The following is a 26661-nucleotide window of genomic DNA, read 5'->3' on the forward strand; positions in this document are numbered from 1 at the left end:
ACGAACTTGTCACGGCACGAATGTCTTTGCGCGTTGAATTCAGATTACGAGAAGATGTCGGGATGCGGTGGCGTCAGGGTCGCCGGCACTTCGTCGACATAGTCCCAGCCGTAGGTTTCGGCGTGAAATGCCTTCCCCTCGCCCAGATAGTGCGCCAACTGAATCTGTTCAAAGGTGAAGGCGAGCGCGCCGGTGACACTGGGTCCGGCCTCGTACTGGGAATTCAGGTGGACGCCGTCGAAGAGGTACTCGTCGATGATGCGCGGCCCGTTCGGGCTGTTGATATAGCCCTCGATCTCGATGCGGGCGAGCGGGTTTTGTTCCATCAAGGCTTCGAAGGCCGCCAGGAAGGCCTGATCCGAACCGAAGGAGATGGCAACGGACGGGTACGGGTCGTCAGTAGCGAGGTTAAACGAAAGAGCGGCAATCTGGTTGAAGCTCTGGTTGTTGTCAGTGGCAATGGTCTGGCCGTTTTCATCGACAAGGCGGACATAGTAGGTCGTGTTGTGAGCCGTCCCACCTGCGGTGACAGACGTATCGAAAGCGCCGGCACTGGTCAGGCTGGTGGCTGAGTTCGTGCCCAAATCCCAGCCGAAAGTTGAAACCCCTGCCTTGGTCTCGGTATCGTGCGATACCTGGAACCTGTCGTAGTTGAAGGTCGTGGTCGTCTGGTTGCTATCGACATTGAAACGGTCGACACTGACATGTTCGAACAGCATTTGATCGACGAGATGGGTCCCGTCGAAGCCGTCCACTTCGATTTTCAGCGTTGTATCGCCCGTCGTCACCGCCTGTAACAACGCCAGATTGGCCAGATCATCGCCGAACTTGATTCCGAACGAACCGTTGGGCGTGGCGGTGAAATGATCCTGGTCGTTATCAAAGGCGGACAGGGCTATCCAGCCGCTGGCGCCGTCGCTGCCGTACGGCGTGCCCTTCGCGTCGAGAATGCGGGCGTAATAGGTGAGCGCGACCGGGGCTTCGACGGCGACCGATGGCGTCCCGCCACTGGCGTAATCGCCGGCATCGCTCACCGACGCCTTGGAGTCGGTGTTGAAATTCCAGCCCGTACTGCCGGTGCCCGTAGCGTCGCCATTGGCATCGTACGTGGTATGTTCGTGGGTGTACTGGCCAATCCGTAGCTGGACTGCGGATGTACCGTCGCCAACATATTCAACCGATATCGGCGTCACGTTGGTGAACAGGTAGTCGTCGACGAGTTGAAGCCCCGACGACGTGGAGCGATAGGCCTCGATATCCATTCTCAGGTTGCCGCCTTGCATCATGCTCTGGCTGAGCCCCCCCAGCACGGCGTCGTCGGCCATGCGGACCATCATGGTCGCTGGTCCCGAGTTGCTGCTGAGCAAAAAGTCAGAACCGCCCGAGATCCAGCCGCTGCTGCCCGCGTCGCTGGCCAGAACCGTGGAACCCTTGCTGTCGAGGAAGCGCACGACATAGGTCAGGGTGTCGTCATGGCTAGGGGCTTCTTCGGTAAGCGGGTCGAAATCGGCCGGATCGGTCAGGATTACCGCTTCACGGGCATTCAGGTCCCACCCTGTCAAGTCGGTCGAGGTCACCGTTCCCTTGACGTCATAGGTGGTATGGGTATGGGTAAAGGCATTGGCCACTCCTGCGACGATGGTCGCGGAACTGAGGACGACCCGAGCGCTATCAAACAGGTATTCGTCGATCAACTGGTACTGCCCATTGACCAGCACGAGGGATTCGACCTGGAACGAGAGGCTGCTGTCGTTCACAAGCCGCGTTTCAAGCCCGAGCGACAGGGAATCCGACCCGGTCAGTTGCAGGCTGACGAGAAGCGGCGCGACTGTAAGTGGCGATTCGGGCGCAGGAAAATTGTCCGGATTGGCGCCGAGACTAAATTCTTCGAGCCTTATCCAGCCATCCGTGCCTTCGCTGTTGATGACATTGCCTGAGGTGTCGACGAAGCGCGCGACCAGCAGATGGTCGGCTGGTGCTACGACGGTCGTGTCGCTGTCAGTGAAGTCGCCAGGGTCGCTGAGCGTGGCTGTGGCCTTGGTTTCGAAGTTCCAGCCCGATTGGCCGGTCGCTACAACCTTGTTATCGCCGTCGAGCGTCGTGTGCGTTTCCTGAATTGTGCCGAAGCTCAGGGATGCGAACCCACCCTGCATCCCGCTGAAGGCGCGGTTTGCCACATGAACATGGTCGAACAGCAGGTCATCGACCGTCACAATGCCGTTCGCCGTGGTCTTGTAGGCCTCGACCTCGGCGCGCAGCCCCGCATCGGTTTCCAAAGCGGAGGTAAGAGCAACTGACAGCTTGCCGTCATTGAAACTAAAGCTGAAGGCGCGGTCATTGAGGACGTTCAGCCCAAAATTGTCAATGTGAGCCCAGCCGTTGCTGCCTTCGGTGGCGACCAGTTGGCCTTTCGAGTCGAAGAAGCGCACGACATAGCTGAGGGTGGCGGACTGGCCGCCGGCAACACTGCCGTCCGTCAGGAAACTGGCGTGGTCGGTCAGGTTGACCGGCGCGCTGGTGTCGAAGTTCCAGCCGAATTCGGTCGGGCCATTCAGGGCGCCCTTGCCGTCGCGTGCCCAATGGTCGTGCTCGAATTGACTGACGCTGAGATTGTAGCTGGATACGCTCGGATATGTGCTATCTGTGATAATTTCGCTACCGGTAAATAGATACTGATCGACCAGTTGCAGCACGCCGCCCAAGGTCTGATAGGCTTCCACTTCCAGATCGACCCGGGCTCCATGCGTCATGGCGTCGAACAGCGCCAGGCCGGCACGGTCTTCGCCGAAGGCCAGCGACACATAGCCATGGGATTCCACGCCAAACGTACTGAGTGACAACCAGCCATTGTGGCCTTCGCTCTGGATCACATTACCTTTGCTGTCGGTAAAGCGTGCGACATAGGTCAGCGTTTTGCCTGGCAACAGGCCGGTGCCCAATTCGGCCAGGCTGCCGACGGCGGCCTCAAGTTGCTGAAGCGCCGTGCCATTGCCGCTGACGTCGCTGATGTTGATGGTCTGCTGATGGCCATTGGCGCCCGTCAGGGTAAACTGCGCCGAGCCCGGCGTGCTGCCCTGCGTCACCGTAGCGCCGTCAAGGAACCTGGCCAACTGATTGTAGTTGGTGATGCCGGTATTCGTACCGTGAAAGCCGATGAGTCCCAAGGTGTCGCCCGACGTGAAATCGAGATCGACAATCCTATCGGTACCCGTTGCGGCATCGCTGTCGGACAGATTGACTATTAACTTGTCGGCGCCCGCACCGCCGGTCAGGGTGTCATTGCCGGCAAAGCCGCTCAGCGTATCGTTTCCGTCCATGCCGGACAGGCTGTTGCTGCCGGTGTTTCCGTAGAGGGTGTTGGCCTGGGCGTTTCCTGTACCATTGATCGCGGCGGAACCTGTCTGGACTAGCTTTTCAATATCGTCGCTGAGTGTATAGCTGACCGAGGCCTGGACCCGATCGCTGCCGCCGTCGTCGACACCGGTAACTGTGTGTTCCGACGCGACATCGCCGGTATTATCGACATAATAGGTGTCATCGCCCGCGCCACCATACATTGTATCCAGCCCGACGCCGCCCGAAAGGACATCACTACCGGCCATGCCATACAGATGGTTGGCGCCGGTATTGCCGTCGAGACGATTGTCCTGGGCACTACCTGTGCCGTTGAGATCGGCCGAGCCAGTGAGGATCAGGCGTTCGATATAGGCGCCCAGCGCGTAGCTGACCGTGGACTGAACACGATCGGCGCCGCCGTCATCCACGATTCCCACCGTCTGCTCAGAGGCGACATCGCTTGTGTTATCGACGTAGTAGGTGTCGTCGCCAGCGCCGCCGTACATCGTGTCAAGCCCGGCGCCGCCGCTCAGGACGTCGTCGCCGTCCTTGCCATACAGGTGGTTGGCGCCGGCATTACCGTCGATACGGTTGTCCTGCGCATTGCCGGTGCCACTAAGATCATCGCTACCAGTCAGGATCAGGCGTTCGATCCCTGCCCCGATAGTATAGCTGGCTGTGGAGCGGACGATATCGTTGCCGCCATCATCTGTGCCGGAGACTGTCTGTTCAGAGACGACATCGCCACTGTCGTCGACATAATAGATGTCGTTTCCGGTGCCGCCAAACATCGTGTCAGCCCCGGCGCCGCCGGTCAGTGTGTCGTTGCCGGCTAGGCCGTACAGGTGGTTGGCACCGGTATTACCGTCGAGACGATTGTCCTGGACATTACCGGTGCCGGAGAGATTGCCTACGCCCGCCAGCATCAGGCGTTCGATATCGCTGTCGAGCGTATAGCTGACGGTTGCGCGGACGATATCGCTGCCGCCATCATCTATGCCAGATACGGTATGTTCAGAGACCACGTCACCGGTATTGTCGACATAGTAGATGTCATCGCCGGCGCCACCGAACATCGTATCGGTCCCGGCGCCGCCGACCAGGGTGTCGTTGCCGCCCAGGCCGGAGAGCGTGTCGTTGGCCGAGCCGCTGGAAAGCCGGTTATTACCACCGTCGCCGACAACGGTTGCGGAATTGATGCCCGAGTTGAGCGCCTGAGTTTTTGCGACGGCGCTGAACCCAGACTTTGCGGGCGCGAGGGTTGCCACGATCTGCGGGGCACGCGGCGGCTCGCCCGCAATCGCAGTAGCGAGTCCGACCTGGCCGATGATATCTGTCCGTGCGTCCAGCGAAGCAATCGAAAGTTTGATGTCTTTGATCTTGTTCGCCATTGCAGCATTTCCCGGTATACAGACGCCGCTTTTTTGCGGCGTTAAGATTTCCTTTAGCATGGAAACAAGCCTGCGAAAGCGATAATATGGCCACTCGCCGACTGGTGGAGTTTTACCGTCACTCAGCGTGTGCCAACGCCTTTTGAGGACGTAGAGACTTCCGCAATGGCAGCGGCCGTGCGATGAAGCAGCGGCCGGTCGCAACATCGGCGATCCCCTTAAGAAGGAGCCCGGACATGCTGAAACGTATCTGTCTGCTTGCCAGTGTTAGCGCTACCTTGGTATTCATCACCCCGGCCCTTGCTTTTGATACCCATGACGGTGCCGGCGCCTACGCCACCCACCGCTATCATAATCTGTTCGTCGAACGGCTGGGACGCGATCCGGCGCAGACGCGGCAAAAGGTCGAGACGGCCTTTCAGCAGCTTTTCCACGGCGACGGTCAGGAGCAGCGGCTCTATTTCGAGACCGGCGCCAATGGCGACGGGCCGCTCGCCTATATCACCGACTGGGCCAATAACGATGTACGCAGCGAAGGCATGAGCTACGGCATGATGATCGCCGTCGAACTGGGCAAGAAGCGCGAGTTCGATGCGCTGTGGAACTGGTCGAAGACCTATATGCTGAACACCGATCCGGACAATCCGTCCCAGGGCTATTTCGCCTGGTCGATGAGCACCGACGGCACGCCACGTTCGGTCAGCGCCGCACCCGATGGTGAAGAATACTTCGTCATGGCGCTCTATTTCGCAGCCCGTCGCTGGGGCAATGGCGAAGGCATCTACAATTACCAGGCGCAGGCTGACAAGATCCTGAGTGGGATGCGCCATCACCCGACCACCACCGGCACGACGCCGTTTCGCGTTCATCCTGGCGACGCGCCGTTCGTCGAGCCCGACACGCCGTGGCCCAGCCCCAACAACCGCACGGCCCAGGCTCAGGCCCTGAAGGACGGCAAGCCGTGGCCGCCCTATCGCCCCAACCGGTCGCCACATCCTGTGACCGTCGGGCCGATGGTCGACGAAGCCCACGCCATGGTACGTTTCGTGCCTGAGACCAATCTGCCGGGTACCGACCCGTCCTATCACCTGCCCGCCTTTTACGAATTGTGGGCGCGCTGGGGACCGGTGGAGGAGCGTGCCTTCTGGGCCAGGGCGGCGGAGAATAGTCGCGACCTGTTCGTCAAGGCGAGCAACGAAAAGACCGGTTTGTCGCCCGACCGGACGGACTATGACGGTACGCCCTCGCCAGGTTGGGACGGCAAACCCAGCGCCTTCAGCTATGACAGCTGGCGGACGGTCAGCAATTGGTCGGTCGACTATAGCTGGTGGGCCAAGGATGGGCGGCAGCGGGCGCACAGCGATCGCGTGCAGGGATTTCTCAACAGCCAGGGGATTCATAGCTTTGCCGATCGCTACACGCTGGATGGACAACCCATGTCGAACCGGCACTCGGCCGGCATGGTCGCGGCGGCGGCCGTCGGCAGCCTGGCGGCGACGCCCGGTCCGGTCTCCGATGCCTTCCTGCAAGAGCTGTGGGACATGCCGGTTCCGTCCGGCGAGCAGCGCTATTTCGACGGCATGCTGTACCTGATGAGCCTGATGCATGTCAGCGGCGAGTTCCGCATTATCGAGGCGGATACGACCGCCGGCATGTAGAGCCGCAGGTCCGGCCCCGTCGCCGGACAAGGTCGCCTAATGATAGATACCGGCGGGGCGATAGGACTTTTTGATCCTCATGGGCGAGCTCCAGGTACGGCCGCCGTCGTGCGTGCGGAATTCATAGACGACATGCCGCGCCTTGCCGTTGACGTCGAGATCGCCCGAAGCGACCAGCACGCCGCGGCCGCGGGCGTCGATATTGACGTCGTCAAGGCTGAGATATTCCATCTGCCAGTCGGATTCGCCGGTAGCTTCGTGGCGGTTGGTGACCGAGGAGAAGTTGACCGTCGTGCAGATGGGTGCCGCGCCCGGCCGGTAGATAACGCCGTCGAAACTCTGGCCGGGACCTTCCGAGGTCAGCCAGCCCCAGACCATATGGCGGCCGTCGCGCGCTTTTTTGTCGGCGACGAGTTCACCGGTATATTGCAGGGCGTCGTAGGCCAGCCATCTTCCCTGTTCGCGGACGAACAGGCGCAGGCCCGGCGGTGCGTCCTCGGGCGCGACACGGGCGACAATAAAGCTGTCATTGGCCCTGGGCAGGCTTCCCGTGGCCGACGCAATCTCGGCCGGGCTGACCGGTTCAGGGGCATTGCACGGCGTGGCGGCCAGGGTGGAGGCCAGGGCAAACGCCAGTGCAAGGACCATGTGGCTCTCCTGTGAGACGGTTACAGGATACTGAGGCAGGATCGGGGCCGGGTCAAGCCGGCCCCTCCCCCTACCAAACTACCGCCTACCAGACCATATGGCTTTGAACATCGGCCTTCAGCGCGCCGATGACGGTGACGGTATTGCCGCCGCCCAGATCGATGACCGTATCGCCACCGACCTGGGTCAGGGTGATACCTGCGCCGCCGACCACGCCGTTGGACAGCAGATGGACATTGATCCGGTCGTTTTGCGCCTTGCTGAAGTCGCTGACGCTATCGACGCCCGAACCGACGCCGAAGACGAACTGATCCGCCCCCAGTCCGCCGAGGAGGGTGTCGTTACCCGCACCACCGGTCAGCAGGTTGTTGGCGCCATTACCGGTCAGGACATTGTTCAGCGCGTTGCCGACGCCGTTTATGGCGCCTGGTCCCGTAAGGGTCAGGTTTTCGATATAGTCCTTGATCGTATAGGAGACCGACGCGCGCACTTCGTCGATACCGCCGGCGTCGACCCCGCCCAGCAGTTCCGACACCGTCGTCCCGGCCGTGTCGATAACATAGGTGTCGTTGCCGCCGCGGCCATACAGCCGATCCGCGCCACCGCCCCCTGTCAGCAGGTTGTTGCCGGCATTGCCGACCAGGGTATTGACCAGGGCATTGCCGGTGGCGTTGATGTTGGTCGAACCCGACAGGGTCAGGTTCTCGAGATTGTCGCCAAGAACCCAGGTCAGGGATGACTGAACCGTATCCGTGCCTGCATTCAGCCCTTCGACGACCTGGTCGCCGGCGTTTTCGACGACATAGACGTCGTCGCCCGTGCCGCCGTCCAAAGTGTCGGCGCCCGATCCGCCGTTCAGCGTGTTGTTGCCGAAATTGCCGTTGAGCGCATTGGCGTAGCTGTTGCCGCCGGCATTGATATTATCGATCCCGGTCAGGGTCAGGGTCTCGATCGACGACGCATTGGCCAGGGTCCATGTCACGGCCGACAGTATCAGGTCCGTGCCCTGCCCCGTCACTTCGGTCACGACGTCACTGGCGCTGTCGACGACATAGGTGTCGTTGCCAAGGCCGCCGATCAGGCTATCGGCCCCCAACCCGCCGTCCAGCCAGTCATGGCCGGCCAGGCCGCTCAGGCGATTGGCGCCGCCATTGCCGCTCAACAGGTTATTGCCCGCATTGCCGGTACCATTGATGTCGGACGCGCCGCTTAAGCTCAGGTTTTCCAGATTGGCGCCCAGCGTCCAGGTAAGCGAGGCCAGGACGCTATCGGTCCCCTCGCCGGCGCTTTCGAAAATCGCGTCGCCGGTCACGTCGACCGAGTAGTTGTCGTCGCCGGCGCTGCCGTACAGGGTATCGTTGCCGGTGCCGCCGTCCAGCGTGTCGTCGCCGGTGCCGCCGTTCACGACATCGTCGCCGTCGCCGGCACTCACAGAGTCATTACCGCCCAGGCTTGAGATCATATCGCCATCGGACGTTCCCGCCAGCGTTTCGGCGCCATCAGTCCCCAGGGTGATGGTGCGATCGGAACTGGTCAGGGACCATGACAGGATATCGTGATTTTCCGTGGCGCTCGACGTGCCCGCCGTAAAGCCCAGGAAGGCCGTCGATGAGCCGATGACCGCGGCTAAATCCACCGTCCGGCTCAGTTGCGCGGCTTCCGGACGCACGCCGTTCGTGGCGTAGCGCAGGGTGAGCACGCCACCGGAATAGTCGACCCAGACGTCCCAGACGTCGCCGCCGTCAAAGGCCTGAGGCACGTCGACGGTCGCCGCCGAGGTCAGGTTGCCATTATAATCGATGCCGATATGGTTGCCGTCCGGATCGCCGGCCTCGGCATTTAACCAGGTGTCGAATTCGATCGCCAGGCTGTGGCTGAGCCCGCCATAACCCAGCCCGTCACCGGCCTGGCTGTTGTTTTCAGCGCTGATGACAAAGGTCAGTCCGTCCGCTCCGCCATTGACCGGATCGCTGATCTTGAATTGAAAATGGGTGCCGAAAGTGGTGACGTCATAGGCCTGCTTGGTGAAAAACGCCCCAGACGACGCCGTGTCACTGCCCGTCAGCCGGATGGCCGGATCTGCAAAAACGCGCGACGCCGCGCCGAAGAAGCCGAGACCAGCCGTATCATCGAACGAGGTGTGCTGAATTTCGGTGCGGGTAGCACCGCTATCATAGCCGTAGGACCAGCTCAGAATATTATGGGTTTCACGCGCGCCACCCGTGCTGCCGGTAAAGCCGGCATAGGCTGTCGGGCCGCCGATGATGTTTTCCAGATCAACCGTGGTTTCAAGTTGGGCGGTCTCAGGACGAATGCCGTCGTCCGCATAGCGCACCGTCAGGACGCCGTCGACATAGTCGATCCATGCGTCCCATACCTTGCCGTTATCGAGCGCGTCGACGGGCGTGCTGACGGCGACAGAATTCAGGCTGCCATTAAGGTCGATGGCGATATGGTTGTCGTTGGGGTCGGCGCCGCCATTGGGATAGGTGTCGAACTCGACCGCCAGGCTGTGATCCATACCGTCATAGCCAAGCCCGCCGCCCGTACCGCCCATGGCGCCGCTGACGGCGCTGAGCACAAAGGTAAAGCCATCAGCGCCGGAATCGGTGCCACTGTTCCCGACGGTGAACTGGAAATGCGTGCTGAAATTGGCCAGGTTGACGCTGTCCAGGGCGTAAAGCGCGCCGGTCTTGTAGAAATCGTCGGGATTTAGCTCGGCATAGGCCCCCTCAGGCGGCTTCGCGGCGCCGGCAAGGTCAAAATCCGAGACGTCCGAAAAATCTGAATATTCAAATGTCATACAACTTCCCCACACTGTTAAGATTTTTTCAATTGTTTATCTCGCCTGGTATCCCTTGACAAGTTGAAGAATCGGCAATTCACTTTTCTTGTTTTGTTGAATACTTTGACTGCCCAGCTGCGGCTGAGATTCCTGTCGCTGGACGATCATCACTTGACACCGGTGTCACCGTGAGGCCTATTCGGGCTGGACAATCGGGCCGAAAACAGGCCTGATAGCTATAATAAAAAGCACGGACAGGGTTTCAACATGCCGCAGGACCATGATCGCGACGCGATCACATCGGCCGCCGCGCAAAAAGCCGGGAATTACCGTTGGGTAATTTGCGGCCTGCTGCTGGCGGCCATCGCTATCAACTATGTTCACCGCCAGATCATCGGCGTGCTGAAGGATCCTCTGTCGGCCGAGTTCGGCTGGAACGAGGAAGGCTACGCCAATATCGTCTTCTGGTTCCAGGCCGCCTATGCCCTGGGCTATGTTGCCTGGGGCCGGATACTCGACCGTTTCGGAGCCCGGGTCGGCTACACGGTTGCCTTCGTGCTGTGGACGGTTGCCCATACCCTGACCGGCGCGGTGACCACGGGCCTTCAGTTCACCATGGCGCGGATCGCGCTGGGCCTTGGTGAATCCGGCAGCTTCCCGTCTTCGATCAAGGCTGTGACCGAATGGTTCCCGCAGAAGGAACGCGCCCTGGCGACCGGTATTTTCAATGCCGGCTCCAATATCGGCGCCATCATCGCACCCATCGTGGTACCGATGATCACGGTCGCCGCCGTTACGCTGAATTTCGGCAGCAACGGCATTACCCTGCCAGGCCTGGACCTTGGCTGGCGCGCCGCCTTTTACATTACCGGCGCCGTCAGCCTGTTATGGGCCGTGGTGTGGTGGATCGTCTATCGCCGCCCCGCGGAGCACGCTAAGGTCAAGGCCGCCGAACTGGCACTGATCCAGAGCGATCCGGCAGACCATGTCGCGAAAGTGCCGTGGATCAAGCTTCTGTTCGTCAAGGAAACCTGGGTGTTCGCCCTGGCCAAGTTCCTGATCGATCCGATCTGGTGGCTGTGGCTGTTCTGGCTGCCTGACGTGTTCAAAAAGAATTACGGCATGGATATCAAGACCTTCGGCCCGCCGATCGTCGCGGTGTATCTGTTGTCCGATGTCGGTTCCGTCGCCGGCGGCTGGCTGTCGTCCTTCCTGATCAAGCGCGGCGCCTCGGTCAATGTGGCCCGCAAGGTCACGCTGTTCGTCTTCGCCCTGCTGGCCCTGCCCGTCCTGCTGACGCCACAGATCCACGATCTGTGGACCGCCGTGCTGGTCATCGGTATCGCCACCGCCGCCCATCAGGCGTTTTCGGCCAATATCTACACCCTGCCGTCGGACCTGTTCCCGCGTTCAGCGGTCGGATCGGTCATCGGTATCGGCGGCATGTGTGGCGCCATCGGCGGCATGTTCATGTCGAAGTTCGTCGGCTTTATCCTGGATACGACCCATAGCTATACGATCATTTTCATGATTGCCGCCGGGGCTTACCTGACCGCCTTTGCCGTGGTTCACATCCTGAGCCCGAATCTTAAGCGCAATGAGACGATCGGCCTGACCTAGAGGGGCGCTAGTCTTTCAATGAATAGCCCGGAAGCCTAACGGTTTCCGGGCTATTTCATGTGCGGTTCCGGGTCGCGACGCTACACAAATTTAAGCAATTCCAGCCTAGACTTCCGGTCTCAGATAAAGTGCAGCGTACACATAACCGGGAGCTTGCCCATGTCGATCCGCACACGCATCCTGGCACTTGTCGGCAGTTTTGCCGTCATGGCCCTGATCGTGACCGCGTTGGGGTTGATGACCATCGGCGACTACAACGCGATGCTGGCGCGTTTCGACCACGCCTACCACAATGCATGGCGCGGCGAGCGTCTCAATCACCTGGTCAGCAATGTCGTCATGGAGTCGCGCGGTATCTATGGCGCGCACGACACCGGCGAGGCCCAGACCTTCGCCGCCAACCTGAACAGAAACCTTGACGACATGGAGCAGCTACTGACCGAGTGGCAGGGCGATGCCACGCCCGATGAGGCAGTGCGACTGAAGCCTCTGGTGTCCGATGCCTCGCAGTTCATAGCCCTGCGTCGCAAGGTGGCGCAGTTGGGGGCAGCCGGCGCATCGGAGCAGGCCGAGCAGCTCGGTTTGAGCAATCGCCAGACGCGCATCGCTTTCCAGGACAAGGTTGAAACCATGGTCACCACCACGCGGGCGCAACTGGCGACAGCCCGGACAGCGGTCGACGGCTATACCCGCCGCCGCGCCGCCAGCTTTTTCGTCACCGCCCTGATCGGGATCGGCGTCATGCTGGCCCTCGCCTTGTGGATCATTTCACAAACCATCACACGGCCCCTTCGCGAGCTGGCCATGGCCATCGTCAAGACCTCGAAGGGGGAGCACGACATTCCCCTGCCCCAGCCCCGCGGCACAGACGAGATATCGGAGGTGTGGCGCGCCGTGGCCGTGCTACGCGACCGGGGGATCGAACATGAGCTGCTGGCCACGGCGCAACGCGAGGCAGAGCGCCAGGCGGAAATGAAGCTGCGCGAGATTCTGCTGGATTGAGACGGGGGCGTTCCGCTCCGAACGGCCGAATGAACTATCGTTCCTCCGTGTCGACAGAGGCCCTATTCGCCAACTTCGTCGTCGATATCGGCAATGCCGTCGCAATGTCCATCCGGCCCTTCGGCCGCCGGCAGGTCTTCGACAAGGCCGCCCAAATAACCACTCTGCCGAAAGGGGCATGTCTTGGGCTGCGGTCGAGCCGGGCACGTCGAACGCACCACCACACCCTCCGTCTCGAAACGCAATACGGCTGGCGCCAGGGTCGCGACATCGCCGCGCAGGAAGGCGTTGGCGCCGAAGACGTGATTGCCGCGCAGAGCCACCGAACCGAAGCCCGTCGCCGAGACTCCGCCCCCAGGCCCGGCATCCAGTGTGTTGCCGATGACCGATACGGACACAAACTTTGTATAGGGATCGCGCTGCACGTCGCGTTCCGGAAAGCCCGGCACGGCGCGCGGATCGCCGACATAGATGTTGATGGCAGGATTGTCCAAGGTCTTGAGCGTGTTGCGGAAGACGCCGACATCGGTGCTGTTGCGTACCGTAACGCCGGTGCCGGCATTGCCGAAGCTGGTATTGGCGGCCAGGATATTGCAGGCGCTTTCATACACCGCCATCCCGTCATGGCCGTTGCTCCATACGCGATTGGCATAAACGACATTGCCGGTGGATGCGCGGTCCAGCATGATGCCGGTACCGTGGTTTTCAAAGACGATATTGCCGACAATCCACGAATTGTCGACCTCACGCGAACCAATGATACCGTGCTTCTTGATGGCGCCGTAACTGGTGTTGTAGGCAATGATCAGAGCGTTCGAGTAATCGTGCGGATCGATGCCATAGACGACATTGTTCTTGTATTCGTTGCCGACCAGGGCGACGCCGTCGGCCCCATTGGTGAAAAAGCCGAAATAGAGATCTTCGAAGCTGTTTTCCACCACAGTGCCAGTCGGATGCGGCAGGGCGCCCGGACGCGCCTCCTCTATCTCCACCGGCCCCTGAGAATACGAGAAGCCGTAACCCTTGTCGCCGCCGAAGCCGAGATGATGGAAATGCGAGCCATCGGCGTTCATCTCCGAACCGCCCCAGGCGATGATGAAGGGGCGGAACTGGCGCTTGGAGTCGAAGTCGAGGGTCGCATAGCCATTGGCTTTCGGGTCCCAACCGGCGACGGTGATGTCGTGGAACCACAGATGTCCGGCATTGACGATAAAGACACCGGTCGTGACGTTCATCCGTAGTTCGCGGGCATCGGTGCCCGACAGGATCAGCGTGGCTTCGGGGCCGATCAGCAGCGGAATGTTCAATTGATAACGCGAGCCCTGGTTGACCAGCAGGTCGCCATGGCCTGTTTCCGCCAACTGGCGCGACAGGCTTTCCAGGGTGAAGACGCCGGAATCGACATTGATATAGCGCGGATAACGCGTGCCCTGGGCCTGAACCGGAAAGGCACGTTCGCCTATGTCGCGAAAGACGTTGTTGACCTGGGAGATGAACTTCGAATTGTAATCGTCATATTGCATCGGAATGACATAGGCGCGTCCGGGACCAGCGACAGGAATGGCGGCACCGGCCCGGCGCCGGTCATAACGGTCAAGCCGCGGCGGGGACGGCAGTGCTTCGCCCGCCGTCCTGTTGGCAATGCCGTAGAAGACAAAGCTTGTCGACTGCATGATGACTTCGGGCTCGCCGTTCCACAGCCCCGGCCTGAGACGTTCGCCATCCAGGACCTGATATGAGTCGAGCGCCTTCGCGCTGGCCATGGCCAGGCTATGCATGGCCGCCACCCGCGCCTTGTACGACGGTATCTGCTTGGCATAGGCAGCCGCCAGTTCGAAATTCCCCCCTTCGGTAAGGATATCGACAACGCGCGGCAGGACCTGCGAGCGCTGCTTGTCGTCGCGCGCCAGGCGCAACAATTCGTCGACCTGATCGAGGCGCCCGCTGGACACATAGCCGACGGCCAATTGCTTGACAGCCTGGCGGCAGCGCTCGTCGTCCTGCAGCGCCGCCATCGGAAAATCGCGCCTGGCCTTGTCCAGTTGGCCGGTCGAGGCGTAGGCAAAGACCAGGGCGCACGCCGATTGCTGCCGGTCAGCCGGTGTCTGGGCCCGAAGGCGCAGGCTTTCCATCGCCGCCACCTTGCCAGCCGCCGTTGTCGCATTCCCCTGACCTGCGAAGGCGTCTGCTGCATAGGCCAATACCCAGACGCGCGTTGCCACCGACATTTGCGGTCCGACCAGGCCCTCAATCACAACAGGCCGACGTCGTGCCGCCAGAAGCTCGGCCTTGAGTATGACGGCGTCTTCCAGACGGCCGTATTTGCGGATCTCGCGAATGGCATTTTCGGCGACATTCCAGTTCGAGGTCTTGAGGCCTTCGGCAGCAATGCGCTGCAAGACCACGATACGGGATGCGTTCTCGCTCACCTTGCGGGCATTACCCAGGGCGGCAGGGTAATCGTCGAGCTCGATATCGGCCATGGCCAGGTTGAAGTGAGTCCGCGACTTCGCCGCAGGCGTTATGGCGCGCGACATGAAGGACCTGGCCTTCTGCATGTTCGCACGGGCGGGCTGCGTCATATCCGATTGCGCATAGCCCAGGGCTATTCTCGACCAGACCTCGGCCAACTCGCCGGAATTAGCCGAACTGCGGCCATCGCTGTCCGCCTTACCGTCCCCGGCAAGGTTGTCGGCCAGCCTTTCGGCAATGGTGAGGCGTCCTGCGGCGGCGTTGCGAAGAGCCAGGACATATAGCGCCCGGATCTGCAGATCATGCCTCGCGATACCGAAGGCGGCCAGTTCGGCGTCGTCGCGCTGTTCATGGGTTGCCGCCCGGTCGGTCAGGGCCAACAGGAAGGTGTCGCGTCCTGGAACCGCCGGGTCCGCCGCCAGCGCCGCCGTGACGGCGCCCCTCCAGTCACCCTTACCGAACAATTGCCCGGCAGCGGTCATAAGCTGGGCGCCATGGGCGCGCAGTCCGGCCAAGTCCATGCCGGCAAACGGGATCAGTTCAGGCGCCGTCAGGTCGCCCGCGCGCAATTGCCGGCCGGCGATCGCGGACGTCGTCACCGCGCGCAGACGCGGATTGTGAATGCCCGCCGCCCACAACATGGCCATGGTTCGTCTGCCCCGGTCGAGCGCCAACAACTCCGCCATGTCGGCAACCCGCCAGTCGCGCTGCTCCGGGGCCAAGGTTTCAAGGGGTTGATAGGCGGAGGTGAGGGTTTCCGTGGCGTCGTCATGGGCGCCGATACCCATCTGGTTTTGAGCGACGAGGGTCAGGCCGTCGGCCGCCAGGCCGACGTCGGGTTGGCGCTGCATGACGAAGCGCGCCAGAGTCAGGCGTCGCTGCCGCTCCGCCTGCGGCATGGCCTCATCCTCGGCCGAGGTCCGCAGCAGGCCGGAATAGTCGTCAAGAAGCCGGGCGAAGGCCGGTTGGCGAGCGATATCGGGATGGGCCAGGATCAACTGGTCGTAAAGTGCCAAGGCACCGGCCATACCGCCAAGCCGTTCCGTCATGCTGCCGGATTTCAGCGCCTCCGCGTAAAGCTGGCCAGCCTTTGCCAAAGCTTGCTTTTCCAGGTTCTGCAATGCAGCGTCGGCCTGCATGGCCTGGGAGGGGCGAACGCCCGGGCCGCAGGCCGACCCGCTGACCAGGAAGAGGCTGAAGAGGCAGATTGGGGCGAAGACTGCCAACAGCCGATGGAAGGCACTCCGACACGGTTTCCTGGCGGGCACATCCCGCCGAATATCCTTGGCCCGCCTGTCCACCACCCTGCCCCTTATCTGCCGGTATCCCTGCAGCCGCTATCCAAAGCCGCTCTTTACGCACTACGCCCGATGTTCATCATGCGATGCACAATCGTCGCATAGTTTTCCGTCCATAACGACACCTTTCGCCTGCCCCTTGCATAGCTACAGGTTGGCGATGCACCTCGCTCTGCGTGCGACACGCACGAGGCGAATTCGCACGCGGCGTCGACCGACATAGCCAGTGAAACCCCTTCAGGGCAAAGGGTGGAATCATCTCGCTATCGCGGTCTCAAATTCAAAATCCGTCATTTTTTTGCTTTTTTTGCGACCCGGAAGCAAATTGCCATTTGTTAACGCCGCGTTAAGAATGTACCGTGTGCATCGCAACATAACCGATGCACAGGTTATTCACAGGTTCAGCCGCTTGAAAAGGATTTTGTTGGACATGATTCCTTACAGCTTGAAGCATTTCGGTGCGGATGTTACCGCGGGGACACGCTTGGACGGTCTGTCGCCTGGCCATACGGGCGAATTGAGTCACATCGCGCCCGACGGCCTCTTTCAAGGCGGGGCGCTGTCCGGGCTGGCGACGGCCGCAAGCGCCGGATGGAACCATGGCGACAGCCTGCTGACCGCTGCCACCGCCCCCCTGGCAACCAGCGCCGTCACCACGCCTGCAGTCGCCAAGGCCAGCGCGCCGACTGTGAACTCAGCCGCGATATCAGCCGCTGGACTGACCTACAATGTGGTCGATTTCGGCGCACGGGGTAACGGTACGACGAATGACACCAAGGCGATCCAGGCCGCCATCAATGCCGCCCACGCGGCCGGCGGCGGCACCGTTTATATTCCCGAAGGCCTGTATATCCTGACCGGCAATAACCTGATGAATTCGACCGGCGCGCTGCGTCTGCTCGACAATGTCACCATCTATGGCGATGGCATGGGCAAGACGGTGCTGAAGGTGGCCGACGGATGGAGCGGCACCATGACCGGTATCATCCGCACCCCCTTCGCGGTCCAGACCCACGATGTCGGCATTCACGACCTGACCCTGGACGGCAACCGCGACCACACCAGCGGAAAGGTCGACGGTTTTTTCTGCGGTGTCGCGCCAGGTAATCCGGGGCAGGCCATTAATATCACCCTCGATCGCGTCGAAATCATGAACTGCGAAGGCTACGGTTTCGATCCGCACGAACAGACCGTCAATCTGACGGTCAGCAACTCGACCTCGCATGGCAACGGCCTGGACGGCTTCACGGCCGACTACCTGATCAACAGCACCTTCGTGAACTGCGTCGCCTATGACAATGACCGCCACGGCTTCAATGTCGTGACCAGTACGCGTGACTTCACCATCGTCAACAGCACATCCTACGACAATGGCGGCGCCGGCGTTACCATCCAGCGCGGCAGCGAAAACATCGCCTGGCCGACGCGTATCACAGTTTCGGGCGGCGAGTTTCGTGATAACGCCAAGGGCGGAATTCTGATCCAGATGGCGGACCACGTGACTGTCCGCAACGCGCTGATCCACGACAATGACACCTATGGAATCCGCGTCTATGGCGCGACCAACACGGTGATCGAAGACAATTCCATTTTCAACGATTCCGATGCCGGTGACGCCAAGTACAGCGAGATCAATATCCAGGCCTATGACGATACCGGTGGGACATCGGGAAAATACTATGCGGCACAGCAGACGATCGTCCGCAACAATACCATCTACGAGAACCAGACGGTAGGCGCGAAGAGCGCCGTCAACGAAGCGGCGGACGGATCGGACTATACGTCCGTGTTCGGCAATTCGATCCAGAACATGCACGGTACCGCCATCGTGCTGAAGGGCAGCCATTCGACCAGCACGTCGACACCGCCGCCTGGCAATGTCTACCAGGGAACCGACGGGGCCGACACCATTACCGGCACGGCGGCGGACGAGACCTTTTACGGCGTCAAGGGTAATGATCGCCTGGACGGCGGCGGCGGCAATGACACGATCGACGGTGGTTCGGGGGACGACGCCCTGATCGGACGCGACGGCGGCGACCTGTTGCTGGGCAATTCCGGCAATGACAGCCTGGATGGCGGCAACGGCCTCAACTATCTCGATGGCAGTTCCGGCAACGACACCCTGCTCAGCGGGACCAGCGACGATATTCTGCACGGTGGCACCGGCCTGGACGTGCTGACGGCGGGCAGCGGCAATGACGTGCTGTTCGGCGAGGACGAGGCCGACAGGCTTGATGGGGGGGACGGTATCGACACCCTGTCAGGCGGCAAAGGCGACGACACCCTTTTGGGCGGCGCCGGCAATGACGCCCTGAAAGGCGATTCCGGCTACGACAAGCTGACCGGCGGCACGGGCAACGACACCCTGAGCGGCAATAGCGAGGCCGACACCTTCTATTTCGACGTCGGCTCGGGCCAGGATGTGATCACCGACTTCACCCACGCCGTCGATCGCATCAGCGTCAGCTCGGCCATGGTCGGGGGATCGATGTCGCAACTGCTGGCCGATATTACCTATGCCAACGGCAATGCGATTATCGATTTCCACGATGGCGGTGACGTCATAACGCTCCAGGGCATAGCCGCCAACAGCCTGACCTCGGGCGATTTCCTGATTACCTGATTATTCCAAGCTGCGATGACGTTGACTTATCGCAGCTTGGCAAGGGCGCCAGAAAACGCCCCTTGGCCGCCGCGCACGCTTGCGCGAGCCACGCGGCGTTTGAGCTGAAAAAATACGAATACCAACCAGCACCTTGCCTGTCAGTATCTCTGCAGGTTGGTATTACGTCTGGCCCATACGGCGGTAGATGGTGCTGCGATGGATGCCCAATTGGCGCGCGGCGGCACTGACACTGCCGTTGTGCACGGCCAGGGCCTGGCGGATGGTGGTCAGTTCGATGTCTTCGAGACGGGCCACAGGCGCCGCCGACAAGGGCTCTCCTGCGCCCTCCCCGTCGATCTGGAGGTGGAATTCGCGACCGTCGCGACCGGTCACCGCACCGCTGCGCAGGCGTTCGGCCGCCGTATCGAACACCTCCTCGATATGCAGATGGTCGAGCCCGTCCCAGGTCCGGTTGATCAGCGACAGGCCACGGCGGTTCGCCGCCACGACCAGGTCGTCCTTGACAACCAGGATGCCTTCGCGGGCCACGCCCAGCAGGTTGGGATCGGTCTGGAAACGCAGGGTGCGGCAGCCTTCGAAGCCGCCGCGAAACAGGCGATGCTCGATCTGTTCGACCGCCATGCGGACCAGGCCCAGCATGTGACCGGCCTGGGCGGAGGCCGGGGTGGAGATATCCAACACGCCTAAGGTGGCGCCACGCGGGTCGATGATCGGTGTGGCCGCGCAGCTTAGGCCCTGATGGCCGCGGAAATAGTGCTCGGCGCCATTGACCGCGACGGCGCGGCGTTCGGCTATGGCTGTGCCGATGGCATTTGTGCCGGTACCCGCTTCGCTCCACACCGCGCCTGGTCGGAGCGCGACCTGGGCGGCCTTGTCGGCAAAGCTGGCATCTCCCACGGCATCGAGGATTTCACCCATGGAATTGGTCAGGATGACAATGCCGCTAACTTCGCGCGCCTCGGAATACAGGGCATCCAGCTCCGGGCGGCAGATCCGGCGCAGAGCTTCGTGGCGTTCCTGAAGCGATTTGAGCTCGGAATGGGTCGGGGCTTCGATATGCGGCGTGGTGCGTTCGTCCAGCCCCATATCCGCGCAGCGTATCCAGGAACGCAGAATGGCGTGGCCGATCTCTTCAACCGGCAGCCCCTTATGCGAAAAGAACACATCACGCGCCTTTTCTATGTGCGACGGGTGGTTGGTCGTCACAGTCGTCTCCCTTGCCTTCTCTCTTGGCCGCTCCCTTGTTTGACGGCAGTGAAGGCCTTTTGATCGCCACGCGCAAGCGCAATCGTTTGCCTTCACATAAGGATTGATGGCGCCCCCGCTAAACTGTCGCAGAATGCGACACGGCGACACCATGTGTAGCCGGACGCGACAAACACCTCACCAAGAGACGAATTTCGTGCCGAAACAGGCGCGACGGCCCCTCCGGACGCTTGTGGCGCGGACAAGGTGGGCGCAGCCTTCACCCAAGGGCTGAGCGAAGTGCCCAATCACAGGAGGACATCATGACCAAGTTTGAACGCGATCTTACCGCGGCGACACCCTTCAAGACGCGCTATGGCAATTTCATCGGCGGCGAATGGATAGAGCCCGTGAAGGGGCGCTATCTGGACAATAGCTCACCGGTCAATGGCCGGAAGTTATGCGAAGTGCCGCGTTCGACGGCCGAGGATGTCGAACTGGCGCTGGATGCGGCGCATAGGGCTAAAGATGCCTGGGGCCGGACATCCGTCACCGAAAGGTCGAACATCCTGCTGCGCATCGCCCAGCGGATCGAAGACAACCTGGCGATCATCGCCGAGGCCGAGACATGGGACAATGGCAAGCCGTTGCGTGAAACCCTGGCCGCCGACCTGCCGCTGACCATTGACCATTTCCGTTATTTCGCCGGCTGTATTCGCGCCCAGGAAGGCAGTATCGGTGAACTCGACAACGACACGGTCGCCTACCATTTCCACGAACCCCTGGGCGTGGTCGGCCAGATTATCCCGTGGAACTTCCCCATCCTCATGGCGGCGTGGAAGCTGGCGCCGGCGTTGGCGGCCGGCAATTGCGTCGTGCTGAAACCGGCCGAACAAACGCCCGCGTCCATTCTGCTGGTTGCCGAGCTGATTTCGGACCTGCTGCCGCCGGGTGTGCTTAACATTGTCAGCGGGACGGGGCTGGAAGCCGGCAAGCCGCTGGCGCAGAGCCCACGCATCGCCAAGATCGCCTTTACCGGCTCGACCGCCGTCGGCAAGGAGATCATGCGCTATGCCGCCGACAACGTCACCAATATCACCCTGGAACTGGGCGGCAAGTCGCCCAATGTCTTCTTCGCCGACGTCATGAACGAAGACGATGGCTTCCTTGACAAGGCCCTGGAAGGATTTGCCTTTTTCGCCCTGAATCAGGGAGAGGTCTGCACCTGCCCGTCGCGCGCCCTGGTCCAGGAGTCGATCTATGACCGCTTCATGGAAAAGGCGATCAAGCGCGTCGAGGCCATCGCGCTGGGCGATCCGCTGAACCCGGCCACCATGGTCGGTGCCCAGGCATCGCAGCAACAGATGGAAAAGATTCTGAGCTATTTCGAGATCGGCCGCGCCGAGGGGGCCAGGGTCCTGACGGGTGGCGAGCGCAACTTCCTCGGTGGCGAACTCGATGACGGCTTTTACATCAAGCCGACCATCTTTGAAGGCCACAACAAGATGCGCGTCTTCCAGGAAGAGATCTTTGGGCCGGTTGTGTCGGTAACGACCTTCAAGACGGTCGACGAAGCGATCGAGATCGCCAACGATACGCTTTACGGTCTGGGCGCCGGCGTCTGGACGCGCGACATGAACATGGCCTATCGCGCCGGTCGGGGCATCCAGGCTGGACGCGTGTGGACCAACTGCTACCATGCCTATCCGGCGCACGCGGCGTTTGGCGGCTACAAGCAGTCCGGTATCGGTCGTGAAACCCATAAGATGATGCTGGACCATTACCAGCAGACCAAGAACCTTTTGGTCTCCTACGCGCCACAAAAGCTGGGCTTTTTCTAAAATAGCGGCAAGTACGAAAGTTTGCCGGCCGCGATCACTGTCGTCGCGGCCGGCAAGTTTACTACGGCTTCAGATTCTTGACCTTGTCCTGATGCAGTTTCAGGGTCGGCAGGGTCTCGCTGGCGAAGGTCTGCAAGGCCGGGTCCTTGCCGTTCTTGGCGTAGTCGTCAAACAGGTCGACGGCCGCATCATGGGCGTCCTTTTGGGCGTCGATATAGGCGTCGTCGAAATCCTTGCCCGTCTTGGCCTTCAGGTCATCGATCTTTTTCTGATGGTCCTCGTCCAGGACACTGGGGGCTGACGGAGCGCCGGTCTTGGCCAGGACGGCGTCGAGGCTCGCTGCAGCCTTGCCGTGATCGGTGATCATCATATCGGCGAATGCCAGGACGGCCTTGCTCTTCGATTTTTCCTGCGCCAACTGGCTGGTCTGGACTTCAAACGCATTGCCGACACCGGCCTTGGTGACAAAGTCTTGCGTCTTTTGCGCATCCAAATCGGCGGCGATACTGCTGACGCCGGCACTGACATCGGCCGCAGCACTTTCAACCGCATCGCCTGCTTTTTCAGTTTGTGTCTTGCTGCAGGCGGACAGCCCGCCGGCCAGGGCGAAGGCGGCCAAGGTGGTGACGGCAGCGGCGGTACGCCATGTGACGGCGTGAGGAATATAGGATCGGGGCATGGGAACTTCCTGCTCTATGGATGTGCATTGAGGCTAGCAGGGGCCGTATAAGTTCGCCCGTTGGGCTCACATTATTCGTGACAAAGAGTTGATAAGTCCGTGCATCCCATGTTTTTGATTGGCCCCATCTTCCCATGACCTCCCGCAGCGCCTATATTGAGAGTGTTCGGGCAACCGGACTATGGGGATAAACGCCCACGTAATAAGCGAACTGGACCCGGGTGCGATTCCCGGCGGCTCCACCATCTCTTCCCGTCCGCGGGATCTATGGGGCCGATCAGCATCGACAGGCGTGTAAAGGTGAAGCCTTCCCTCGGTATGAGCCTCCGCGATCGGCTCATTTTTTAACTGCGAACGATAACTTCGCTCCGGAAATGGCTCTTGCTGCTTAATGCAGCGGAGTGAATTCCAAGCCTACAACTCCTAGGGAATAAGCCCCTTAGGCGGGGCCCGCCGGGCGCCTTGCAACAGAAGCCCGGCACTTTTTCCTAAAATACGAGGCGCCTTGCAACAGAAGCCTCCCCACTCGCCGTAAAGGCGCCTCCCCATCTTGGTGGAGAATTTCGGGCGCCTTGCAACAGAAGCCCGGCTGATTACCGGCAATTCAGAGCGCGCGCCAGCCGATATCGCGGCGGTAGAAGCCGCCCGGCCAGTCGATGGCGGTAATGGCCTCATAGGCCTTGTCGCGGGCCTCCTGAAGCGTTGCGCCGCGGGCGCAGATGTTCAGCACTCGGCCGCCTGCCGCACGCAAAACGCCCTTGTCGTCACGCGACGTGCCGGCGTGGAACAGGATGACGTCGCGGCCGAAATCCTGGTCGGCCCCACGGATGGTCGAACCGCCGATCGGGCTGTCAGGATAGCCGCGCGCCGCGTAGACGACGCAGACGGCGGCATCCGCGTGCCATTCCGGCGCCGGCAGGTTCTTCAGGCCGCCTTTCGCCGCCGCCAACAGATAGGGCACCAGATCACTCTTCAGGCGCAGCATCAACACCTGGCATTCCGGGTCGCCGAAGCGGGCATTATATTCAACCAGGCGCGGCTGGCCGTCCTTGACCATCAGCCCGGCATAGAGCACGCCCTTATAAGGATTGCCCTCGGCCTTCATGGCCGCCATGGTCGGATCGAGGATGTCGCGCTGGGTGATGTCGAGCAGTTGTTTCGTAACGATCGGCGCCGGGCTGTAGGTGCCCATGCCGCCGGTATTGGGACCTGTGTCGCCATCGAAGGCGCGCTTGTGATCCTGCGCCCAGCCGAAGATCATGGCGGTTTCGCCGTCGCACAGGGCGAAGATCGAGGCCTCTTCGCCAGTCATGAACTCTTCGATGACGATATGCGAGGAAGCGGCGCCGTAACGGCCGCCCAGCATGGCCTCGACCTCGGCGACTGCGTCCTGAAAATCCGGCGAGATGGCTACGCCCTTGCCGGCAGCCAGGCCGTCGGCCTTGATGACATAGGGCGGGCCGTAGGTCTTGAGGAAGGCGCGGGCTTCAGCGACATTGTCGAAGGTTTCCGATTGGGCCGTCGGGATGCCATGGCGGGCGCACAGGTCCTTGGTGAAGGCCTTGGAGGTCTCAAGGCGGGCGGCTTTGCGCATTGGGCCGAAACAGGCAATGCCCGCAGCGGCACAGGCGTCGGATATACCCTCTGCCAGGGCGCTTTCGGGGCCGACCACGACCAAGTCGGCGGCAATTTCACGCGCCAGACCGATGAGGCCCATGACGTCGGTCGCCTTGATGTCGCGGCATTCGCCCAGTTCGGTCATGCCGGGATTGGCCGGTGTAATCACCAGCCGCTCACACAGCGGCGATTGCCGGATTTTCCACGCCAGGGCATGTTCACGGCCGCCCGAACCGATCAGCAGAATGTTCATGCTTTTCGCTTCCCTTAAGCCGCTCGCAAGGTCAAGGGCCTTTTCGCGCAAATGGTGATTTTAACACGCCAGGACGATGGGCGTGCCCGTGGTGTCGCCCAGACAACGGTGCAGGGTAGCGTAGAACTGCGGCAGGTCGATGGGCTTGCACAGGACATGGCTGAAGCCCTGGCCGCGCGTATCCTCGAACAGCTTGCTCTGGTTGGCCGCCGACAGGGCGACAATGGCCGCCGGCTGGGTCGGCCCGCCGCGTTCGCACAACATCCGCGTCGCCGTGATGCCGTCCAGAACAGGCATCTGAATATCCATGAAAACCAGGTCGAAGGCGATTTTCCCGCACAATTCAACGGCTTCGGCGCCATCGCAGGCTTCGAAAATCTCGAGGCCATAATCCATCAGCAGCAGCCGGATCAGTTCACGATTGACCGGGTGATCGTCGACGATCAACACCTTGCGGTCTTCGAGAAAAAGCGGCCGCAGGTCCTGCGGGGCGACGACGGGCGCCGGTTCGGCGGCGATGGTCACCGGAATATCGAACCAGAAACAACTGCCGGCGCCGGCCGCGGAGTCGACGCCGATATCGCCCTTCATCAGCTTTACCAGTTCGTAACAGATCGACAGGCCCAGGCCCGAGCCGCCGTATTTGCGATTGATGCTGTTATCGACCTGATTGAAACGGGTGAACAGCCGCGTCTGTTGATCGGGTGTCAGACCGGGACCGGAATCGCGTACCTCGACCCGAAGGCGGTCGTTGGTGACCGCCACCTTGAGCGCGATGTAGCCATCATGGGTGAATTTGCAGGCATTGCCGACGAGGTTGTACAGGACCTGGCGTATCCGGATGTCATCCAGCATCAGCCAGGATGGCGAGTCCGCGGCATAGTCAAAACTGATGGTAATGTTGCGAGTCTCGGTCAGGGCCATAAACTGGTCAACCACGTCACCTGCCAGGGTGCGCAGGTCGGCGGGCCGCGGGTCCAGAGTCACCTGGCCGGCTTCGAGCTTGGAAAAGTCGAGCACGTCGGTGATGAGGCTGAGCAAGGCCTCGCCGGCCTTATTGATGCGGCCAACATAGTGGCGGGCATCCTTGGGCATGTCCGCGACGCCCTTGAGCAGGTTGGCGTAGCCCAGGATGGTGGTAAGCGGTGTACGGATTTCATGGCTCATATTGGACAGGAAATCCGACTTGGCCTGACGGTGGGCGTCCGCCGTTTCCTTGGCGGCGCGCAGCGTATCGGCGAGGCGGCTCTGTTCCGTTACATCGACCAGGATACCGAACAGGAATTCGGGTCGGCCCGATGCGTCGAATTCGGCGCCGCCCTTGGAATAGACAATGCGCTCCTCGCCGTCGGCTCGCATCAGGCGCAGCTTGAAGGTAAAATCTTCACCCGTTTCCATCGAAGCCAGGATACAGGCGCGCAACGGCTCGCGGTCGTCAGGGTGAAACAGATCAATCGCCGTATCCATTTCCGGCTGGTAGCTGTCGCGGTTCAGGCCATGTATGGCGTAGACACCGCGCGACCAGAAACACTCCGCCTCGTCGATCTTGACGTGCCAGTAGCCAACGCCGGCCACCTCCTCCATCAGTTCCAGCTTGCGTTGGGTTTCCTGCAGCTTCTTGACGGCCGCCTTGCTGACGTGGCCTTCCTTGCGCAGATTAAGGACAGCCGACACAGCCTCGGCCAGCTTGACCAGGCGACGTTGCTCACCAGCGTCAAAGTCGCGTCGTGGATGGAGGCCGAGAATGCAGAGCGTTCCGACCGCGACACCCTCATAATAGATGGGCGCCCCGGCATAGAAACGGACATAAGGCTCGTCGATGACGAACGGATTGTCGAGAAAGCGTGGGTCGTCGAATGTATCGGGCACCACCAGGACTTCGTCGCCGCGCAGGGTGTGGTCGCAGAACGATACATCGCGCGAAATCGAGTGAAGCGGGATGCCGACCCGGGATTTAAAACAATGCCGCTCACCGTCAACCAGAGAAATCAGCGCCATAGGGGCGTCGAATATATCGGCAGCCAGGGCCGTCAAGTGGTCGAAGCTTGCGTCCGTGTCCGTACCGACGGCGTCGGGAGCCGACGGCATTATCGGGTAAGACGGGTTGAGCGAAAGCGGCATAAAGGCAACTTCATCATGACGCGGGGTGCGATCTATTGAAACTACCTCGCGCCTGCTGAATAAAACTTAAACGATAGCCTATAAATTTCATAACTTCGTTCGCAAGAAAGGCTGGTATTTCTCGCG

At 61.1% G+C, this 26661-nt stretch carries 13 protein-coding genes and 1 other RNA gene; 6 read left to right on the forward strand and 8 right to left on the reverse strand.

Features of this window, described 5'->3' with window-relative positions; all coding sequences use genetic code 11:
* Positions 1-44: 44 nt before the first annotated feature.
* Complete coding sequence (locus AC1DXO_RS08255; protein WP_476977648.1) at positions 45-4727, reverse strand: hypothetical protein; 4683 nt, start codon at positions 4725-4727, stop codon at positions 45-47.
* 236 nt (positions 4728-4963) lie between these two features.
* On the opposite strand from AC1DXO_RS08255, the gene AC1DXO_RS08260 reads away from it, so the two are divergent.
* A complete protein-coding gene (locus AC1DXO_RS08260) occupies positions 4964-6385 on the forward strand; it encodes a family 8 glycosyl hydrolase (protein WP_476977649.1) in 1422 nt (473 codons plus the stop codon).
* Between the two features lie 36 nt (positions 6386-6421).
* Here the strand turns inward: AC1DXO_RS08260 and AC1DXO_RS08265 are convergent, their stop codons facing one another.
* Positions 6422-7033, reverse strand: coding sequence for a hypothetical protein (locus AC1DXO_RS08265; RefSeq protein WP_476977650.1), 612 nt, complete (start codon positions 7031-7033; stop codon positions 6422-6424).
* A gap of 85 nt (positions 7034-7118) precedes the next feature.
* Positions 7119-9836 (reverse strand): hypothetical protein, encoded by a 2718-nt coding sequence (locus AC1DXO_RS08270; protein ID WP_476977651.1) that lies wholly within the window; start codon positions 9834-9836, stop codon positions 7119-7121.
* A gap of 249 nt (positions 9837-10085) precedes the next feature.
* On the opposite strand from AC1DXO_RS08270, the gene AC1DXO_RS08275 reads away from it, so the two are divergent.
* Together AC1DXO_RS08275 and AC1DXO_RS08280 are read left to right on the forward strand one after the other, a co-directional pair.
* On the forward strand, positions 10086-11438 hold the full coding sequence (locus AC1DXO_RS08275; protein WP_476977652.1) for an MFS transporter: 1353 nt from the start codon (positions 10086-10088) through the stop codon (positions 11436-11438).
* A gap of 159 nt (positions 11439-11597) precedes the next feature.
* Positions 11598-12440: a HAMP domain-containing protein gene (locus AC1DXO_RS08280; RefSeq protein ID WP_476977653.1), complete on the forward strand. Its 843-nt coding sequence runs from the start codon at positions 11598-11600 to the stop codon at positions 12438-12440.
* A gap of 62 nt (positions 12441-12502) precedes the next feature.
* Here AC1DXO_RS08280 and AC1DXO_RS08285 read toward each other — a convergent pair whose 3' ends face one another.
* Positions 12503-16138, reverse strand: coding sequence for a NosD domain-containing protein (locus AC1DXO_RS08285; protein ID WP_476977654.1), 3636 nt, complete (start codon positions 16136-16138; stop codon positions 12503-12505).
* Between the two features lie 556 nt (positions 16139-16694).
* Between AC1DXO_RS08285 and AC1DXO_RS08290 the strand changes: the two genes are divergently transcribed.
* Positions 16695-18836: a right-handed parallel beta-helix repeat-containing protein gene (locus AC1DXO_RS08290; RefSeq protein WP_476977655.1), complete on the forward strand. Its 2142-nt coding sequence runs from the start codon at positions 16695-16697 to the stop codon at positions 18834-18836.
* A 162-nt stretch (positions 18837-18998) separates the two neighbouring features.
* Here the strand turns inward: AC1DXO_RS08290 and AC1DXO_RS08295 are convergent, their stop codons facing one another.
* Complete coding sequence (locus AC1DXO_RS08295) at positions 18999-20045, reverse strand: sigma-54-dependent Fis family transcriptional regulator (protein ID WP_476977656.1); 1047 nt, start codon at positions 20043-20045, stop codon at positions 18999-19001.
* A 302-nt stretch (positions 20046-20347) separates the two neighbouring features.
* On the opposite strand from AC1DXO_RS08295, the gene exaC reads away from it, so the two are divergent.
* Positions 20348-21865 carry an acetaldehyde dehydrogenase ExaC gene (exaC, locus tag AC1DXO_RS08300; protein ID WP_476977657.1) on the forward strand — a complete coding sequence of 506 codons (1518 nt, stop codon included), beginning with the start codon at positions 20348-20350 and terminating at the stop codon, positions 21863-21865.
* Positions 21866-21926: 61 nt separating this feature from the next.
* On the opposite strand, the gene AC1DXO_RS08305 is transcribed toward exaC, so the two are convergent.
* The gene (locus AC1DXO_RS08305) at positions 21927-22544 is read right to left on the reverse strand and encodes a DUF4142 domain-containing protein (RefSeq protein ID WP_476977658.1); all 618 of its coding nucleotides are present in this window, start codon (positions 22542-22544) and stop codon (positions 21927-21929) included.
* A 125-nt stretch (positions 22545-22669) separates the two neighbouring features.
* On the opposite strand from AC1DXO_RS08305, the gene ssrA reads away from it, so the two are divergent.
* Positions 22670-23027, forward strand: a transfer-messenger RNA (tmRNA) gene (ssrA, locus tag AC1DXO_RS08310).
* A gap of 121 nt (positions 23028-23148) precedes the next feature.
* Here the strand turns inward: ssrA and purD are convergent.
* Positions 23149-24414, reverse strand: coding sequence for a phosphoribosylamine--glycine ligase (gene purD / locus AC1DXO_RS08315; protein ID WP_476977659.1), 1266 nt, complete (start codon positions 24412-24414; stop codon positions 23149-23151).
* A gap of 60 nt (positions 24415-24474) precedes the next feature.
* Positions 24475-26535 (reverse strand): GAF domain-containing hybrid sensor histidine kinase/response regulator, encoded by a 2061-nt coding sequence (locus AC1DXO_RS08320; protein WP_476977660.1) that lies wholly within the window; start codon positions 26533-26535, stop codon positions 24475-24477.
* Positions 26536-26661: the final 126 nt, after the last annotated feature.

This window comes from Asticcacaulis sp. P2_C5 (genome assembly GCF_056404555.1).